The 15,391-nt window shown below is 63.5% G+C and carries 19 protein-coding genes; 11 read left to right on the top strand and 8 right to left on the bottom strand.

Annotated elements, in window-relative coordinates:
- Positions 1-53 precede the first annotated feature (53 nt).
- Positions 54-614 carry a putative antibiotic biosynthesis monooxygenase gene (locus QQ992_RS23875; RefSeq protein ID WP_105946997.1) on the bottom strand — a complete coding sequence of 187 codons (561 nt, stop codon included), beginning with the start codon at positions 612-614 and terminating at the stop codon, positions 54-56.
- Between the two features lie 218 nt (positions 615-832).
- Between QQ992_RS23875 and QQ992_RS23870 the strand changes: the two genes are divergently transcribed.
- Positions 833-1,768, top strand: a complete 936-nt coding sequence (locus QQ992_RS23870) for a MerR family transcriptional regulator (protein ID WP_286111272.1) — start codon at positions 833-835, stop codon at positions 1,766-1,768.
- Here the strand turns inward: QQ992_RS23870 and QQ992_RS23865 are convergent.
- Positions 1,753-2,370 carry a hypothetical protein gene (locus QQ992_RS23865; protein ID WP_286111271.1) on the bottom strand — a complete coding sequence of 206 codons (618 nt, stop codon included), beginning with the start codon at positions 2,368-2,370 and terminating at the stop codon, positions 1,753-1,755. The genes QQ992_RS23870 and QQ992_RS23865 overlap by 16 nt on opposite strands.
- 59 nt (positions 2,371-2,429) lie before the next feature.
- A complete protein-coding gene (locus QQ992_RS23860; RefSeq protein ID WP_016713473.1) occupies positions 2,430-2,858 on the bottom strand; it encodes a PAS domain S-box protein in 429 nt (142 codons plus the stop codon).
- A 116-nt stretch (positions 2,859-2,974) separates the two neighbouring features.
- Here QQ992_RS23860 and QQ992_RS23855 point away from each other — a divergent pair, with 116 nt between their 5' ends.
- On the top strand, positions 2,975-3,430 hold the full coding sequence (locus QQ992_RS23855) for a flavodoxin (protein ID WP_286111270.1): 456 nt from the start codon (positions 2,975-2,977) through the stop codon (positions 3,428-3,430).
- Positions 3,431-3,455: 25 nt separating this feature from the next.
- On the opposite strand, the gene QQ992_RS23850 is transcribed toward QQ992_RS23855, so the two are convergent.
- Positions 3,456-4,337, bottom strand: a complete 882-nt coding sequence (locus tag QQ992_RS23850) for a LysR family transcriptional regulator (RefSeq protein WP_119371416.1) — start codon at positions 4,335-4,337, stop codon at positions 3,456-3,458.
- A gap of 97 nt (positions 4,338-4,434) precedes the next feature.
- On the opposite strand from QQ992_RS23850, the gene QQ992_RS23845 reads away from it, so the two are divergent.
- From QQ992_RS23845 to QQ992_RS23830, 4 genes are all read left to right on the top strand, one after another.
- Positions 4,435-4,821: a CidA/LrgA family protein gene (locus QQ992_RS23845; RefSeq protein ID WP_016713476.1), complete on the top strand. Its 387-nt coding sequence runs from the start codon at positions 4,435-4,437 to the stop codon at positions 4,819-4,821.
- Positions 4,811-5,497 carry an LrgB family protein gene (locus QQ992_RS23840; RefSeq protein WP_016713477.1) on the top strand — a complete coding sequence of 229 codons (687 nt, stop codon included), beginning with the start codon at positions 4,811-4,813 and terminating at the stop codon, positions 5,495-5,497. The genes QQ992_RS23845 and QQ992_RS23840 overlap by 11 nt, the downstream gene beginning before the upstream one ends.
- A 176-nt stretch (positions 5,498-5,673) precedes the next feature.
- Entirely contained in the window at positions 5,674-6,579 is a 906-nt protein-coding gene (locus QQ992_RS23835) for an alpha/beta fold hydrolase (RefSeq protein ID WP_274082695.1), read from the top strand.
- Positions 6,580-6,693: 114 nt separating this feature from the next.
- Positions 6,694-7,605 carry an SDR family oxidoreductase gene (locus QQ992_RS23830; protein ID WP_286111268.1) on the top strand — a complete coding sequence of 304 codons (912 nt, stop codon included), beginning with the start codon at positions 6,694-6,696 and terminating at the stop codon, positions 7,603-7,605.
- 275 nt (positions 7,606-7,880) lie between these two features.
- Here the strand turns inward: QQ992_RS23830 and QQ992_RS23825 are convergent, their stop codons facing one another.
- Positions 7,881-8,663 (bottom strand): IclR family transcriptional regulator, encoded by a 783-nt coding sequence (locus QQ992_RS23825; protein WP_119371414.1) that lies wholly within the window; start codon positions 8,661-8,663, stop codon positions 7,881-7,883.
- Between the two features lie 174 nt (positions 8,664-8,837).
- Here QQ992_RS23825 and hmgA point away from each other — a divergent pair, with 174 nt between their 5' ends.
- Genes hmgA through maiA form a run of 3 tightly spaced genes read left to right on the top strand, consistent with a single transcriptional unit; the run spans position 8,838 to position 12,080 of the window.
- Complete coding sequence (hmgA, locus tag QQ992_RS23820; protein ID WP_119371413.1) at positions 8,838-10,139, top strand: homogentisate 1,2-dioxygenase; 1,302 nt, start codon at positions 8,838-8,840, stop codon at positions 10,137-10,139.
- Positions 10,140-10,142: 3 nt separating this feature from the next.
- Positions 10,143-11,435 carry a fumarylacetoacetase gene (gene fahA, locus QQ992_RS23815; protein WP_286111267.1) on the top strand — a complete coding sequence of 431 codons (1,293 nt, stop codon included), beginning with the start codon at positions 10,143-10,145 and terminating at the stop codon, positions 11,433-11,435.
- Between the two features lie 12 nt (positions 11,436-11,447).
- Positions 11,448-12,080 carry a maleylacetoacetate isomerase gene (gene maiA / locus QQ992_RS23810; RefSeq protein WP_286111266.1) on the top strand — a complete coding sequence of 211 codons (633 nt, stop codon included), beginning with the start codon at positions 11,448-11,450 and terminating at the stop codon, positions 12,078-12,080.
- On the opposite strand, the gene QQ992_RS23805 is transcribed toward maiA, so the two are convergent.
- Positions 12,074-12,880, bottom strand: a complete 807-nt coding sequence (locus tag QQ992_RS23805) for a SirB1 family protein (protein WP_286111265.1) — start codon at positions 12,878-12,880, stop codon at positions 12,074-12,076. The two genes, maiA and QQ992_RS23805, sit on opposite strands and share 7 nt — an antisense overlap.
- Before the next feature lie 123 nt (positions 12,881-13,003).
- On the opposite strand from QQ992_RS23805, the gene QQ992_RS23800 reads away from it, so the two are divergent.
- On the top strand, positions 13,004-14,023 hold the full coding sequence (locus QQ992_RS23800) for a Leu/Phe/Val dehydrogenase (protein ID WP_025753991.1): 1,020 nt from the start codon (positions 13,004-13,006) through the stop codon (positions 14,021-14,023).
- 105 nt (positions 14,024-14,128) lie between these two features.
- Here QQ992_RS23800 and QQ992_RS23795 read toward each other — a convergent pair whose 3' ends face one another.
- Positions 14,129-14,392: a YebG family protein gene (locus QQ992_RS23795; RefSeq protein WP_016489064.1), complete on the bottom strand. Its 264-nt coding sequence runs from the start codon at positions 14,390-14,392 to the stop codon at positions 14,129-14,131.
- Between the two features lie 223 nt (positions 14,393-14,615).
- Here QQ992_RS23795 and QQ992_RS23790 point away from each other — a divergent pair, with 223 nt between their 5' ends.
- Entirely contained in the window at positions 14,616-15,086 is a 471-nt protein-coding gene (locus QQ992_RS23790) for a phosphate-starvation-inducible protein PsiE (protein ID WP_016713487.1), read from the top strand.
- A 3-nt stretch (positions 15,087-15,089) separates the two neighbouring features.
- Here QQ992_RS23790 and QQ992_RS23785 read toward each other — a convergent pair whose 3' ends face one another.
- Positions 15,090-15,380 (bottom strand): DUF3509 domain-containing protein, encoded by a 291-nt coding sequence (locus QQ992_RS23785; RefSeq protein ID WP_286111264.1) that lies wholly within the window; start codon positions 15,378-15,380, stop codon positions 15,090-15,092.
- Positions 15,381-15,391: the final 11 nt, after the last annotated feature.

Below are 15,391 nucleotides of genomic sequence, written 5' to 3'. Positions count from 1 at the left end.
CTTTGGTTGCCACCCAGCATACCCGAACTGTTTCCCTGTTGTATGGCCTGCCCTCAGCGGCTGCGCAGGGCGCCAGGGGGCGTTGGGGTGGCATGCAGCCAACCGGCCAGCAGGCGGGTGGACAGGGGGATGAACAGGTAGACCATCACGGGTGTCAGCGCCAGGGTGCTAAGCAGTACCCGGGGTACCAGGTCCAACGCTGCCAACCAGTGGCCGAACAGCAGGTTGAACAGCAACGAGACCGGGAAGAATGCCAGCCAGATCGCCACGGCCTGTTTCCAACGGGGTGGTTTTTGCACCATATTGGTGCCAAACCAGTCATCGATGCCGCTTACGCGCGCCTCTTTGGGGCGCTCGAACAGGCCGTTGCCGCGTTGCAACCAGGCCCGGCGCGAGGCGGAGTGTTCCCAGGCATGCAGGGTGGGCTCGTCGCTGAAGCGGAAGATGATCTGGAATTCGTCGCCATCGCGGGGCGGGGCAAGGATGCCCGAGCCGAGGTAGCCGGGAAAGTCGGTGGCCAGCTGCTCGCCTTCATGCAACCAGGCCAGCAAGTCCTGGTAGCGGCCGTGGGCGGCGCGGCGCGACACCATCAGGGTGACGGGTGGGGTAGACATCGTGTATCTCCTGGCAACGGGGCTGGCGGGTAGCTGGCCCCTTTGGCTGTGTGGCCCGGGGTGGTGGGCAACACAGGCGTGCATGCAAGAATCGGGCGCGGATTATCGCGTATCTGCAATATTCGGCAAACGTCGGGCGGCAAACGGTTGCACCCTGTGACTCGCGCCGTCGTAGTAGAATACCCGTTCAACTTCCGCACTCAGGGTACCCCTTGCAGATGAACGAACAGGGACGTAATCCGGTGATCGATGCGAGTTTCGAACAGCAGGAGCTGTTTCCAATTCGTGAAGTTTCCCGTCTGACCGGTGTCAACGCTGTGACCCTGCGGGCCTGGGAGCGTCGATATGGCCTGATCCAGCCAATCCGTACCGACAGTGGCCACCGCCTGTATTCCCAGGCCGATATCGATGAGATCCGCCGTATCCTCGGGTGGCTGGAGCGCGGTGTGGCGGTCAGCAAAGTGGGCAGTATTCTTGCGCGTGGCCATGCCCTTGCCGGCCAGGCCGGTGATGCGACGGACGCCTGGCTACGCTGGCAGCACCAGATCCGCCTGGCGGTGCAGCGTTTCGACGTGGCGGGCCTTGATCTGCTTTTCCAGGAGGTGTTTGCCGCCAGCACCCTGGACCAGGTTTTCAGCGAAGTGTTCATGCCTGTGTGGCACGACATGGCAGTCCGCCAGGGCGGCTATGGGCAGGCCAGTGAATGGCTGTTCTTTGACCAGTTCTTGCGTGGTCGGGTGTTCGCTCGTTTGCAGCTTGCCCATGTGCCGCGTAGCCGCACCGTGCTGTTGGCGCCATTACCGGGGCAGTGCCATGAGCTTGAGCTGCTGGTCACCAGCCTGATCCTGGGCAGCGACGAAACAGGTGTGACCCCGTTGGCGAGCGGGCAGCCACTGCAGGAGCTGGCGCTGGTTTGCGAGCGCCTGAAGCCGGATGCCTTGGTGCTGTTTTCTCATCAGCCGCCTACCGCAGAACTCACCCGGCACCTGGCTCGCCTGGCGGCGGTATTGGACTGCCCGTTGTTACTGGCCGGTGAGGCGGCGGAAGTGGCACAGGCCAGCCTGGCTGGCAGTGCTATCGCCTGCCTGGGAGCGCAGGGTAGTGTCATGCGCCAGCGGTTGCGGCAGTTTCTGGCAGGTCAGCTAGATACCTGAGTGTGCAGGTCGGGGTGGGCCCTACGGTGGGCCTGGAGGATGTAGTCGCGCAGACGCTCGATTTCTTCGGCCGGGCTTTGGCTGAGGTCATAAGCCGCCAGGTCCGGGCCAATACGCCGGCCCAGTACCCCGTGCAGTTCGATCGGGCTGATGCCGCCGGGGGCGAAGCGCAGTTCGAAGCGGGCGGGTGGCGAGGGCAGGTCGCGGACTTCCAGCAGCACGCCTTTGAAGGAAATATCACGTACCCACAGGCCGCTGACCTTGTCATGGGCATCGAGCAGTGCGCTCGGCTGGTCCATCGACAGGCGCCAAGGGCGCAGCATGGGGCCGTCTTCGTAGATTTCCGGTGAACCCAGTTGCAGGTGCAGGGCGTGGAATTCGTCCTCTACCAATTGCAGGGGGAAGCTGATCTGCTGGTTGTTGAACTGGGCCTGCAAGGTAACCTGTTCGTTCGCCACCAGCCGGGTGAGCAGGCTCTGGATGCGGCGGTCGCCATTGACCAGCAGGCTCGACATGGAGTCGGCCACGTTCAATTGCGGCGAATGCTGCATGTTCTGGATGAAATCCAGCTCGTCCTGGGTCAGGAGCACGTCTGCTTGCATGATCGAACTCGGTGGTGGCGATTTCTTCATCGGGATTGACCGTGCATGGCGTACTTGGTTCAAGCGCGTTCGTCGGGTTTCGGACGAGCGCACAGTTCCGCCAGTTGCCGTTCCAGTTCGACCTGGCGGCTGACGTCTTTCTGGATACCGATGAAGTAGGTGCGCTGGTCAGCGGCGTGCCTTACCGGGGTAATCGACAGCTCGTTCCAGAAGGCGCTGCCATCCTTGCGGTAATTGCGCAGCACTTCGCGGCAGGGGCGGCCTTCGGCCAAGGCCCTGCGGATACGTGCGCGGCCAAGCTGGTCACGGTCGTCAGCCTGCAGAAAGCGGCAATCCTGATAGAGGATTTCATCGCGGCTGTAGCCGGTCAGGCGTTCGAAGGCGGCGTTCACGTAGATCAGGATGGTGTCGTCGCCTTCCTGTTCGGCAACCACGATCCCGTCATTGGACGCATCGACCATCGATTGCAGCAATTGCGCATTGATCATGTTCGGGCCATTGGGCAAAGAGGGGCTGAGGGCGGCGACTTTGGTAGAGGCGGCCTTTTGCCAGCGCTGGATGCTAGTATCCTACGTTTTCACTCAGTTTCGGAATCCTCTACCCGATGAAAGTCGCCATTATTTCCGGATCGGTCTATGGCACCGCCGAAGAAGTCGCCCGTCACGCTGAAACGCTGCTCAAGGCAGCGGGCCTGGAGGCCTGGCATGCGGCACGTGCCACCCAGCAGGATCTTGAAGGTTTTGCCCCCGACGCCTTGCTGGCCGTGACCTCGACCACCGGCATGGGCGAGTTGCCGGACAACCTCATGCCGCTGTACAGCACCCTTCGCGATACTTTGCCTGCCGCCTGGCGTGGTCTGTCGGGGGCGGTGATTGCACTGGGTGACTCCAGCTACGGTGATACCTATTGCGGCGGTGGCGAGCAGATGCGCGAGCTGTTTGCCGAATTGGGTGTGCGTGAGGTGCAGCCGATGTTGCGGCTGGACGCCAGCGAGACGGTGACCCCGGAGACGGATGCCGAGCCGTGGTTGGCTGAATTGGCAATCGCACTGAAAGCCTGACCCTAAGGCCGCATAAAAAAGCGCGTCAGGCGTGAGTTTCGCGCAACAATGCCAACCACGCCTGCGCCGCCCGTGACAGATAGGCCCCACGCCGCCAGATAAAGGCGATGTCCCAGCGTAAATCCCCCGGCGAACGGAGCGGCAAACGCACCACCCCAGGGCGCTCCAGCGCTTTTGCCACCACACGGGGCAGCAACACCACGCCCTGGCCTGCCGCCACCAACGCCGCCAAAAAATCCGCCTGGCCACTGCGGCCGCCTTCCTTCGGGGTAAAGCCCTGTTGCTGGCACGCCTTCAGCAGTCGGTCGTTGAGCACGAAACTGCGTTGATACAACAGGAACGGCGTATCGGCCAGTTGCCCCAGGTCCACCCCGTTCAGGCTCGCCAATGGATGCCCCGCCGGCAGCAGGGCATCCAACGGCTCGTTGCAGAACGGCTGGTAGTCGAACGTCTCATCGCTGGGTGTCAGGCTACCACCCAGTTCCAGCTCGCCACTCTTGACCGCCTGTTCGACACTGCGGCTACCGCCTTCCAGCAACTGGATCGCGATGTTCGGGTGACGTCGCCGGTATTCGGCAAAAAGCCCGGCGAACAAGGCGTCACTGCCCAACATCGGCAAGCCCAGGCGCAGTTCGCCGCGCTCCATCTGGCTGAGGTCGTCCAGTTCGTTGAGCAGCGCCTGGCGCTGGCGCAGCAGGGCTTCGCCACGCTCCAGCACAATGCGCCCGGCAGCCGTCAGGTGCAGCTGCGAGGCCTGGCGTTCCAGCAGCGGCTGGCCCACATCTTGCTCCAGCTGGGCCACCTGCTTGCTCACGGCCGACTGGCTGATGTGCAGGGTCTGCGCCGCCTGGGTAAAACCACCGCGGTGGACGACTTCGATAAAGCTGCGCAGCTGTTTGAATTCCATGCTCTGAATTCCATTCTGGAATGGCGATCAGTCTAACAATTCGCTTCTGGCCTAGGCAGCCGAATCTTAAAATGAGGGCCTGTCGAGGAACCCCGCCATGAAACCCGCCTTATTGAAAAAAGCCCTGCGCCTGCTCGTCGAGCTGGCGATTCTATGCGCCCTGTTCCTGCTTGGCGGCCAGCTAGCCACCTGGCTGGGCTGGCCTATCCCCGGTGGCGTGATGGGCCTGGCACTGCTGCTGATACTGTTCGCGTCCGGTGTGCTCAAGCCGGCCATGCTGCAACTCGGCGCCGGCTGGCTGATGGCCGAGATGCTGCTGTTCTTCATTCCGGCGTTGATGAGCCTGCTGGACTACGGCTCGCTGATCCGTGAGGAGGGCTGGCGCATCTTGCTGGTGATCGCCGTGAGCACGCTGATGGTGATGGTGGTGACCGCGCTCACCGTAGAACTGGTGTGCCGCTGGAGGTTGCGCCATGAGCCTTGAACCCATGCCGCTGTTCTGGCTGGCCCTGACCTTGCTGGCCTACCTGGGCAGCCGCTGGCTGTACCGGCGCAGCGGGCGCTACCTGCTGTCGCCGTTGATCCTGGTACCGGTGCTGTTGCTGGCGGTGGCGGTGCCGCTGCACACCGCGTATGCCGAATATGCGCGCAATACCCATTGGTTGATGAGCGTGCTTGGCCCGGTGACCGTCGCCTTCGCGGTGCCCATCTGGCAGCAGCGGGCGATGCTGGCGCGCCATTGGCCGGCGCTGATGGTGGGCATGGTCGCCGGCAGCAGTGCCTCGATCGCCAGTTCCTGGGGGCTGGCGCACCTGCTGGCGCTGGACAGCGCGACCAGCCTGTCGCTGGTGCCGCGTTCGATTACCACACCGTTTGCCATGCCGTTGGCCCATGACCTGGGTGGCGTGCCAGAGCTGACAGCGGTGTTCGTGATGTTCACCGGTGTACTCGGCGCCATGTTCGGCGGCGTGCTGCTGCGTTGGTTGCCGTTGCGCACGCCGCTGGCACGGGGTGCGCTGTTTGGTGTCGGCGCGCATGGTGCCGGGGTCAGCCGGGCACAGGAGGTGGGCCGCGAGGAAGGCTCGGTGGCCGGCCTGGTCATGGTGCTGACCGGCTTGCTGAACCTGTTCGCGGCACCGTTGCTGGCCCTGTTGCTCTGACCGTTCGTGCCACTGACTCGCACAGTCATCAAGCTGGCTGGCAACGCAAGTTCCAGCCAGTGGGCTGCTGGCTAGACTTTGCCTCGACATAGAGAGCACATGTATGTGCCGAGGTGACATGCAATGACCGCAGCCTTGCCCTATCCCGTCCCTATCACTTCTCCGGGTTACTTCTGATGCCTATGGCCGAAATTCCATTGTGCGTCTGGCGTACCCGGGGACAAAGCTTCAACTTCCGGGGCCAGAGCATCCGCTACTGGACCGCAGGGCAAGGAGAGCCCCTGCTTCTGTTACACGGCTTCCCCACGGCCAGCTGGGACTGGCACTACCTGTGGGGGCCTTTGACCCAACGCTTTCGGGTGATCGCTTGCGACATGCTCGGTTTTGGCGACTCGGCCAAGCCGGTCGACCACGCGTACAGCCTGATGGAGCAAGCCGACCTGCAGCAGGCCTTGCTCGGCCATCTGCAGGTCGACCAGCCGGTACACCTGTTGGCCCATGACTACGGCGGCAGCGTGGCCCAGGAACTGCTGGCGCGGCACCACGAACAGCGTGCCGACATAGCCAGCTGCGTGTTCCTCAACAGCGGGCTGTTCCCCGAAAGCTGCCGCATGCTGCTGATCCAGAAACTGCTGCTTAGCCGGTTCGGCTGGCTGGTCGGGCGCTCGTTCGGGCGTGACGACCTGGTACGCAACGTGACCCAGGTCTACGGCCCCTGCACCCACCCCAGTGAAAGCGCCCTGGATGATTTCTGGAGCCTGATCGCCGCCAACCGGGGCACGCGCATCCTGCACAAGCTGGTGAGCTACATGCCCGAGCGCAGGTTGCATCGCGAACGCTGGGTCGGGGCGATGCAGCGCAAAGGCGTACCCCTGCGCTTCATCAATGGCGTGGTTGACCCACTTTCCGGCGGGCACATGCTGGAGCGTTATCGGCAACTGGTACCGGAGCCGGATACCGTGCAGTTGCAGGGCATCGGCCATTACCCGCACACCGAGGCGCCTGTGCAGGTCCTGCGCCACTACCTGGCTTTCCGTGAACAGCCGCTGAGTTGTTACCCGCAGAAAGTGGCGTGGTCCTGACCGGGCCTCATCGCCCTGCGTTATTGCCAGGCATTCAGCCTGCGTGAGCTTGATTGTCCGCCTGCCGCTGGCGGCGGACACTTGGCTGACCTGAACCTGCCTGGAGCCATGAGCATGAGCGAGCCTGTCCGTCTGCAAGATCGCGTGGTGATCGTCACCGGAGCCGGCGGTGGGTTGGGCCGCGCCCATGCGCTGCTGTTCGCCGCGCGGGGTGCCAGGGTCGTGGTCAACGACCTTGGCGGCTCTACCCACGGTGAAGGTGCCAGCGCCTCGGCCGCCGACCGGGTGGTGGAGGAGATCCGCGCCGCCGGCGGCACCGCCATCGCCAACCATGACTCGGTCAGCCAGGGCGCGCGTATCGTCGAGCAGGCCCTCGACAGCTTCGGCCGGGTCGATGTGCTGGTGAACAATGCCGGCATCCTGCGTGACAAGACGTTCCACAAGATGGACGACAGCGACTGGGAGCAGGTTTATCAGGTGCATGTGGAAGGGGCCTTCAAGGTCACCCGCGCCGTCTGGCCACACCTGCGCGAACAGAACTGGGGGCGGGTGATTTTCACCGCTTCTACCTCTGGCATCTACGGCAACTTCGGCCAGGCCAACTACGGCATGGCCAAGCTTGGCTTGTATGGGCTGACCCGCACGTTGGCAATCGAAGGGCGCAAGCACGGCATTCTGGTGAACGCCATCGCCCCTACCGGCGGCACCCGCATGACCGAAGGGCTGATCCCGCCTCAGGTCTTCGAGCGGCTCAAGCCGGAACTGGTCAGCCCGCTGGTGGTGTACCTGGGCAGCGAGCAGTGCCAGGGCACGGGCGAATTGTTCGAGGTGGGTGGCGGCTGGGTGGGCAAAGTGCGTTGGGAGCGCAGCCTGGGGGTAGGCTTTGATCCGCGCGAAGGCTTTACCCCGGAGGAGGTGGCGGAAAACTGGGCACGGATTGGCGACTTTGACGGGGCCGTGCACCCGCAGGACAGCTTGCAGGCGCTGCAGCAGATGATGGCGAATCTGCAGAAGTACCCACTCTAGAGCGCTTGCTGGGCACTTTGTGGGAGCGCGTCAGCCAGCGAGAGCGCAGGTTTTTTCGGGGCAAAAAAAAAGGCCGCTGCAAGCCACAGCGGCCAATCGAGACGTTAGATCAAGGAGCTTCAAAATCTACGTCGGTGAACCTCGCAGGCCTGAAAGGCGGGGGGGAAGAGCCCTTCATGCCGGCCAGTGAGTTAAGAATAAGCGCTTGATCCTGTGGGAAAAATAGCTGCTTATGACATTCACCTTTACGTATCGGGCAATAGTGCTGCAGGCGCTCACGCGGCCGGTGAATAGCCCATACGCCAGCTGGTCTCTCGCGCCGCCGCCAGCAGCCGTTGCGCCGCCGGGCCATGCTCGTCGGCATGAAAAATCGACGTTGGCCCGACCACGGTCATCACGGCCACAACCTGCCCCAAGGCATTGAACACCGGTGCCGACAACGCATCCACACCTGGCATCAGCAGGCCGTGCACATGGTGCAGCCCACGGTCGCGAATGCCGGCCAAGACTGCCTGGTAGTCCTCTGCATTGTGTTGCAGGGCGGCCAGCTCGCGGTCGCGCAACTCCACGGTCTCGCGCTCGGGCAGATAGGCGGCGAACACCAGGCCGGTAGAGGAGGTAAGCAGCGGTAGCACCGAGCCGATTTGTGTGACCACGGTGACCGCACGCACTGCCGGTTCAATGCTGACCACGGTCGCGCCCTGGTTACCCCACACGGCAATGAAGCAGCTCTCGTTCAGTTCATCGCGCAATTGCGACAGCGGCAGGGCGGCAATCTTCAACACATCGATGCTGCCCAGCGCCGCCAACCCCACCCGCAATGCTTCGCGACCCAGACCGTAGTGGTTGGTGGCGCTGTCCTGCTCCGCAAAACCACTGGCAATCAACGCCTGCAGGTAGCGGTGCACCTTGCTCGCGGGCATTTGCACATGTTCCGCCAGGCGTGACAGCGACGTGGAAGGGGAGAGCTCTGCAAGCGCCTTCAGGATGTCGGTGCCGACCTCCGCCGAGCGAACTTTCTGCTTGCCGTTGTCGGCGGGGGAGCTGGCTTTGGTCATGGACATCTGCTTCCGGCTTCTTCAAGTCGGGCCTTTATAGCTTGACGCCAAGCGCGGGGCAAATTACGTTATTCGTAATCTGATTACGATAAAAACAATGCAGACGCGCTGCCACCCCACACCGGGCCAGCAGCCAGCTGCCCGCAACGGCTCGGCCAGAGCCCGGAGGCATCGATGAATCGCGACACCTCACCCGACCTTCACTACCTCAGCGGCTTCGGCAACGAATTTGCCAGCGAAGCACTGCCAGGGGCTTTGCCGGTCGGGCAGAACTCGCCGCAGAAGGCGCCCTATGGGCTGTATGCCGAATTGCTCTCAGGCACGGCGTTCACCATGGCCCGCAGTGAGCTACGCCGTACCTGGCTTTATCGTATTCGCCCGTCTGCACTGCACCCACGTTTCGAGCGCCTGGCGCGCCAGCCGCTGAGCGGGCCGTTGGGTGGGATCAACCCCAACCGCCTGCGCTGGAGCCCGCAGCCGATCCCTGCCGAACCGACCGACTTCATCGAGGGCTGGCTGCCGATGGTGGCCAACGCGGCGGCGGAAAAACCGGCCGGTGTGAGTATCTACATCTACCGCGCCAACCGTTCCATGGAGCGTGTTTTCTTCAACGCCGACGGTGAACTGCTGGTGGTGCCGGAGCTGGGCCGCCTGCGCATTGCCACCGAACTGGGCGTGATGGAAGTCGAACCGCTGGAGATCGCGGTGATTCCACGCGGCATGAAGTTCCGTGTCGAACTGCTCGATGGCCAGGCCCGCGGCTACATCGCCGAAAACCATGGCGCGCCGCTGCGCATCCCGGACCTGGGCCCGATCGGTAGCAATGGCCTGGCCAACCCGCGTGACTTCCTCACACCGGTGGCGCACTACGAAGAGGCCGCAGGGCCAGTGCAACTGGTGCAGAAGTTCCTGGGCGAGCACTGGGCTTGTGAACTGCAACATTCGCCGCTGGATGTGGTGGCCTGGCACGGCAGCAACGTGCCTTACAAATACGACCTGCGCCGCTTCAACACCATCGGTACTGTCAGCTTCGACCACCCGGACCCGTCGATCTTCACCGTGCTGACTTCGCCCACCAGCGTACATGGCCTGGCCAACATGGACTTCGTGATCTTCCCGCCACGCTGGATGGTGGCCGAGAACACCTTCCGTCCACCATGGTTCCACCGCAACCTGATGAACGAGTTCATGGGCCTGATCAACGGTGCCTACGACGCCAAGGCCGAAGGCTTCCTGCCGGGTGGTGCCTCGTTGCACGGGGTGATGAGCGCCCATGGCCCCGATGCCGAAACCTGCGAAAAGGCCATTGCCGCCGACCTGGCGCCGCACAAGATCGACAACACCATGGCTTTCATGTTCGAGACCAGCCAAGTGCTGCGCCCGAGCCAGCAAGCCCTTGAATGCCCGCAATTGCAGGCCGACTACGATAGTTGCTGGGCCACCTTGCCGAGCACCTTCAACCCGAACCGGAGATAACCCATGAACCACACTGCCAATGCCCGTAGCTGGGTCGAGCACGCCAACGGGCACAGCGACTTTCCGCTGCAGAACCTGCCGATGGGTATTTTCAGCCGGCCGGGTGAAGCCAAACGCTGTGGCGTGGCCATCGGTGATGCGATCCTCGACCTGGAAGCGGTGCTGGCCGCCGGCCTGTTCGACGGTGCAGCCAAGGCTGCCGTCGAAGCCACCCGCGGCGGCGCGCTGAACGCATTCTTCGCCTTGGGCCGCAGCGCCCGTGTGGCGCTGCGCGAGCGTTTGCAGGCCCTGCTTGGCGAGCACAGCGAACACCAGTCGGCGTTGAAGCCGGCGCTGATCCCGGCCAGCGACTGCCAACTGCATGTGCCCGCGCAGATCGGTGACTACACCGACTTCTACGTCGGCATCGAGCACGCCAAGAACGTGGGCAAGCTGTTCCGCCCCGATAATCCGCTGCTGCCCAACTACAAGTACGTGCCGATCGGTTATCACGGCCGCGCCTCCACCATCCGCCCATCGGGCACCGATGTGCGCCGGCCCAAGGGCCAGACCTTGCCGGCCGGGCACACCGAGCCGAGCTTCGGCCCTTGCGCGCGCCTGGACTACGAACTGGAGCTGGGCATCTGGATTGGCCAGGGCAATGACATGGGCCAGGCGATCCCGGTAGGCGACGCCGCCGAGCACGTGGCCGGCCTGTGCCTGCTCAACGACTGGTCGGCGCGTGATATCCAGGCTTGGGAATACCAACCATTGGGGCCGTTCCTGTCCAAGAGCTTCATCACCACCATTTCCCCCTGGGTGGTCACTGCCGAAGCGCTGGAGCCGTTCCGCTGCGCCCAGCCGGCACGCCCGGAAGGCGACCCGCAGCCACTGTCGTACCTGCTGGACAAGCGCGACCAGGCCGCAGGTGCATTCGATATCGAGCTTGAAGTGCTGCTGCTGACCCAGCGCATGCGCGAACAGGGCGCTGCCCCACACCGCCTGACCCTGAGCAACACCCGCAGCATGTACTGGACCGTGGCGCAGCTGGTGGCGCACCACAGCGTCAACGGCTGCCAGCTGCAACCAGGCGATCTGTTCGGCTCGGGCACCTTGTCGGGTGCCACGCCGGGTTCGTTCGGCAGCCTGCTGGAGATCACCGAGGGCGGCAAGCTGCCGGTGGAACTGGCCAGCGGCGAGGTGCGCAAGTTCCTCGAAGACGGTGACGAAATCATCCTGCGTGCCCGCTGCACGCGCGACGGCGTGGCCAGCATCGGCTTCGGCGAATGCCGTGGCACGGTCATCGCGGCCAACTGAGGAGAGGCGGGCATGGAGCTGTACACCTATTACCGTTCCACCTCGTCCTACCGGGTGCGCATTGCCCTGGCACTGAAGGGGCTGGCTTACCAGTCCCTGCCGGTCAACCTGTTGCAGGGTGAGCAGCGTGGGGCGGAGTATGTTGCCATCAACCCGCAGGGCCGCGTACCGGCCTTGCGCACCGATGGCGGTGAATTGCTGGTGCAGTCACCGGCAATCATCGAGTACCTGGAAGAGGTTTATCCACAGCCCGCGTTGCTGCCGGCCACGGCCGAGGCGCGTGCCAAGGTGCGGGGTGTAGCGGCAATCATTGGCTGCGACATCCACCCGCTGCACAACGTGAGCGTGCTCAACCGGCTGCGCCAGGCCGGGCAGGACGAGGGGCAGGTCAATCAATGGATCGGCCACTGGATCAGCCAAGGGTTGGCGGCAGTGGAGCAACTGATTGGTGATCAAGGCTTTTGTTTCGGTGATCAACCGGGGCTGGCGGATGTGTACCTGATCCCGCAGCTGTATGCCGCCGAACGCTTCAACATCGACCTGAGCAGCTTCCCGCGTATCCTGCGGGTTGCCGCACTGGCCGCCGGGCATCCGGCGTTCACCCGGGCCCATCCCGCCCAGCAGCCGGACAGCCCGGCTCAGTGAAGCGAACGGTTCGCCGCCGGAAGCTTGCCGATGCGTTCGGACAGCTTCAGGCGCTGGGCCGGATCTTCTGTCAGCAGCAGCGCATGCTCCAGGTCGAAGCGCTCGGCCTGTGGGCAATCCAGGTGCTGGTACAACGAGGCGCGGGTCATGTAGTCACTGACCTGCACCGGCCCCAACTGCATGACCCGTTCGGCATCGATCAACGCCGCCAGGTGGTTGTCGTTGCTGATGTGCAGTTGGCGCAGGTTGCGTGACAGGCGTTGCAGCATCTGCAGCGGGGTGGCACTGCGCATGTGCTCGGCCGTCAGCGCAACATGCGGCCCGAACTGGCGGGCCAGCAGCTCACGGCAATCGTTGGGGTAAAGGCGCCGGCCACCGCAGGGGTCGAGCAGGTGGTCGGCACCCGGTACACGCAGCAGGAAATGGCCAGGAAAGCCCACACCCTCCAGCGGAATGGACAACCGCCGGGCCAGTTCCAGGGCGAGTATGGCCAGGGTCAGCGGTTGGCCACGGCGGCGTTGCAGCACCTTGTCCATCATTGCCGCCTGCGGGCGCAGGGGGTGGTACTCATCCTGCTGAAAGCCCAGCGCATTGAGCTGGCGCAACAGCGGCTGGGCCAGTTCGCACAGTGGCAGCATCGGCAGGTTGGTGCTGATATCGCGCTGCAGGTCTTGCAGCACGGCGAGGCTGGCTGCGGGCTCGACACTCCGGTCGTGCTCGGCGGCAATCCACAATGCGGCTTCCAGCAGGGCGACAGGCTCGCGTTCCAGGCAGGCCAGGCAGGCTTGACGTGGCTTCATGGGGCTTCTCCACACACGCTTGAGTATTAGCCGTGGCGCGCGGTTTCGTCCAGTGGTCCGGCGGCGGCATCAGCTTCAGGGCGGTGCCTATACTGGAGGGAGCACCTTATGGGGGGCCTGTCGATGTTCGCTCTGATGCAAAGCACCCGTACCCAGTCCTTGCACCTGTTCAACGACCCGCCTACGGGCCTGAAAGCGGTTGTGGCGATCCACAGTGAGCAACTGGGCCCGGCCATGGGCGGGTGCCGGTACCTGCCTTATGCCGATGACGAAAGCGCCATGACCGATGCCATTCGCCTGGCCCAGGGCATGAGCTACAAGGCGGCGTTGGCGGGTTTGCCACTGGGCGGTGGCAAGGCGGTGATCATGCGCAACCCGCATGTGGAAAACCGCGCCGCACTGTTCGAGGCCTTTGGCCGCTTCATCGATACCTTGCACGGGCGCTTCATCATCGCCGTGGACAGCGGCACCTCGACCCTGGACATGGACTGCATTGCTCAGAGCACACCCCATGTGACCAGTACCACCGCATCGGGTGATCCCTCGCCACATGCGGCGATGGGGGTGTTCGCGGGTATTCGCGCCACCACCTCGTTCCGGCTGGGCAGTGATGACCTCAGAGGCCTGCGAGTGGCGGTGCAGGGCTTGGGCAATGTCGGTTTTGCGTTGGCGGAGCAACTGCATGCAGTGGGCGCGGAGCTGCTGGTCAGCGACCTGGACCCAGGACGTGTGCGGCTGGCGATGGAGCAGTTCGATGCCAAGCCTGTGACCAACGATGCGTTGATCAGCACCCCGTGCGACATCTTCGCCCCTTGCGGCGTGGGGCCGGTGCTGAACGGGCAAAGCGTGATGCAGTTGCGTTGCGCGGCGGTGGCGGGGGCGGCGAACAACCAGCTGACCACCTTGCAGGTGGCCGACCAGCTGGAGTCGCGCGGGATACTGTATGCGCCTGACTACGTGATCAATGCCGGTGGGTTGATCTACGTGGCGCTGACCCATCGTGGCGAGGATTTGGGCACCATCACCGCGCACCTGGCGCGGATACCGTCACGGCTGACCGAAGTGTTCGGCCATGCGCAGGCGGAGAAGCGTTCGCCGGCGCGGGTGGCGCAGATGTTGGCGGAGCGGTTGTTGTATGGCTGAAGGTTGATACCGGCTTTGCTGGCCTCTTCGCGGGTAAACCCGCTCCTACAAGGATACGTGATACCTGTAGGAGCGGGTTTACCCGCGAAGCAGGCGGCGCCGATCTCACTCGGCAGCGCCACCTTCCAGCAACTCGGCCAACGCATCCGGCTGGCTCTTGAACGCCCGGGCAAACACATCGCGGTTCTTGGCCATGTAGATACCGGCTTCCTCAACCTGCTGCTCAGTCAGCGACGGCACCGCCTTGTGCAGCACTTCGGCCAGGCGCTCGGCCAGTTCGAGCATCTTGTCGTGACGGTCTGCTTCGGCCTTATCCATGAACAAGCGCTCCGGGTCGCGGCTGCTGCGGTACACCACTTCGACGGCCATTCATCACCTCTATGCCTTTTTGCTGGTTGCGTTGCAATTTACTGTATGCACATACAGTAATAGCATTGCCATCATCGCGCAACCTGATTCTTCAGCCTGACCCACACGTGCCTTGCGGCAATCGGTCGCCTTCCAAGCCAAGGGCCTGGCCCTTTAACTGCATGGCACAAGCGTCACACCGGTGACGCATCATCCTTAAAGACGTATCGGGGAATGGAACATCGTGAACATCAAATGGGCAGACAAGCTACGCAAAGGCCTGCATGGTTCGGCCGACTCGCTGGGCAACCTGTGCGTCGAGGCCTTCCATTACCTGGCGCTGTTCGGCATTGGCGCGATTACCGCCTATGCGGCGGTGGTCACCTTCCTGGACATGCTCGGCAAGGGTGGGGTCAGTGTCGATGACATTCTGCTGTTGTTCATCTACCTGGAACTGGGGGCGATGGTTGGCATTTATTTCAAGACCAACCACATGCCAATCCGCTTCCTGCTGTACGTGGCCATTACCGCGTTGACCCGCCTGCTGATCGGCGATGTCTCGCACCACAAGGCGCCGGACGAAGGGCTGCTGTACCTGTGCGGCGGCATCCTGTTGTTGGCGTTCTCGATTCTGGTGGTGCGCTACGCTTCGTATCGCTACCCGTCGACCAAGGTGCTGGATGCCAACGGCAAGGAAGTGGAGGAGGGCAAGTAGCCCTCAGTTGGCAACGAAGTGGCGCGGCTCGTGAAGGGCGTCGCGGGTCAGCGCAGCCAGCACCTGCATGGGGTTCTGGCTCAGTTCGATGGCCAGGCCCAGGCGGATGCTGTCGATTACCCGCTGCAGGCGCACCGGATCGTTGCGCTGGGCCTGGGTGATGAGGCGCTTGGCGACCACGCCGGCGTCGTCGGACAGGGTCAGCATGATGCTGCCATCGAGGTTTTCGATGCTCAGGTTGACCCGGTACTCGGGGGCAAATGCGGCACTGATCAGTTCGAATGGGTTGTTCATGGTCTGGCTTC

The sequence above is a fragment of the Pseudomonas kurunegalensis genome (assembly GCF_030291635.1).
GTDB lineage: Bacteria > Pseudomonadota > Gammaproteobacteria > Pseudomonadales > Pseudomonadaceae > Aquipseudomonas > Aquipseudomonas monteilii.
Note: the sequence above shows the minus strand (reverse complement) of the source record. Positions and strands in the feature narration are given on the sequence as shown.

Coding starts and splice junctions, on each gene's coding strand:
- QQ992_RS23875 (WP_105946997.1), bottom strand. CDS start 614: ATGTCTACCCCACCCGTCACCCTGATGGTGTCGCGCCGCGCCGCCCAC.
- QQ992_RS23870 (WP_286111272.1), top strand. CDS start 833: ATGAACGAACAGGGACGTAATCCGGTGATCGATGCGAGTTTCGAACAG.
- QQ992_RS23865 (WP_286111271.1), bottom strand. CDS start 2,370: ATGCAAGCAGACGTGCTCCTGACCCAGGACGAGCTGGATTTCATCCAG.
- QQ992_RS23860 (WP_016713473.1), bottom strand. CDS start 2,858: ATGATCAATGCGCAATTGCTGCAATCGATGGTCGATGCGTCCAATGAC.
- QQ992_RS23855 (WP_286111270.1), top strand. CDS start 2,975: ATGAAAGTCGCCATTATTTCCGGATCGGTCTATGGCACCGCCGAAGAA.
- QQ992_RS23850 (WP_119371416.1), bottom strand. CDS start 4,337: ATGGAATTCAAACAGCTGCGCAGCTTTATCGAAGTCGTCCACCGCGGT.
- QQ992_RS23845 (WP_016713476.1), top strand. CDS start 4,435: ATGAAACCCGCCTTATTGAAAAAAGCCCTGCGCCTGCTCGTCGAGCTG.
- QQ992_RS23840 (WP_016713477.1), top strand. CDS start 4,811: ATGAGCCTTGAACCCATGCCGCTGTTCTGGCTGGCCCTGACCTTGCTG.
- QQ992_RS23835 (WP_274082695.1), top strand. CDS start 5,674: ATGCCTATGGCCGAAATTCCATTGTGCGTCTGGCGTACCCGGGGACAA.
- QQ992_RS23830 (WP_286111268.1), top strand. CDS start 6,694: ATGAGCGAGCCTGTCCGTCTGCAAGATCGCGTGGTGATCGTCACCGGA.
- QQ992_RS23825 (WP_119371414.1), bottom strand. CDS start 8,663: ATGACCAAAGCCAGCTCCCCCGCCGACAACGGCAAGCAGAAAGTTCGC.
- hmgA (WP_119371413.1), top strand. CDS start 8,838: ATGAATCGCGACACCTCACCCGACCTTCACTACCTCAGCGGCTTCGGC.
- fahA (WP_286111267.1), top strand. CDS start 10,143: ATGAACCACACTGCCAATGCCCGTAGCTGGGTCGAGCACGCCAACGGG.
- maiA (WP_286111266.1), top strand. CDS start 11,448: ATGGAGCTGTACACCTATTACCGTTCCACCTCGTCCTACCGGGTGCGC.
- QQ992_RS23805 (WP_286111265.1), bottom strand. CDS start 12,880: ATGAAGCCACGTCAAGCCTGCCTGGCCTGCCTGGAACGCGAGCCTGTC.
- QQ992_RS23800 (WP_025753991.1), top strand. CDS start 13,004: ATGTTCGCTCTGATGCAAAGCACCCGTACCCAGTCCTTGCACCTGTTC.
- QQ992_RS23795 (WP_016489064.1), bottom strand. CDS start 14,392: ATGGCCGTCGAAGTGGTGTACCGCAGCAGCCGCGACCCGGAGCGCTTG.
- QQ992_RS23785 (WP_286111264.1), bottom strand. CDS start 15,380: ATGAACAACCCATTCGAACTGATCAGTGCCGCATTTGCCCCCGAGTAC.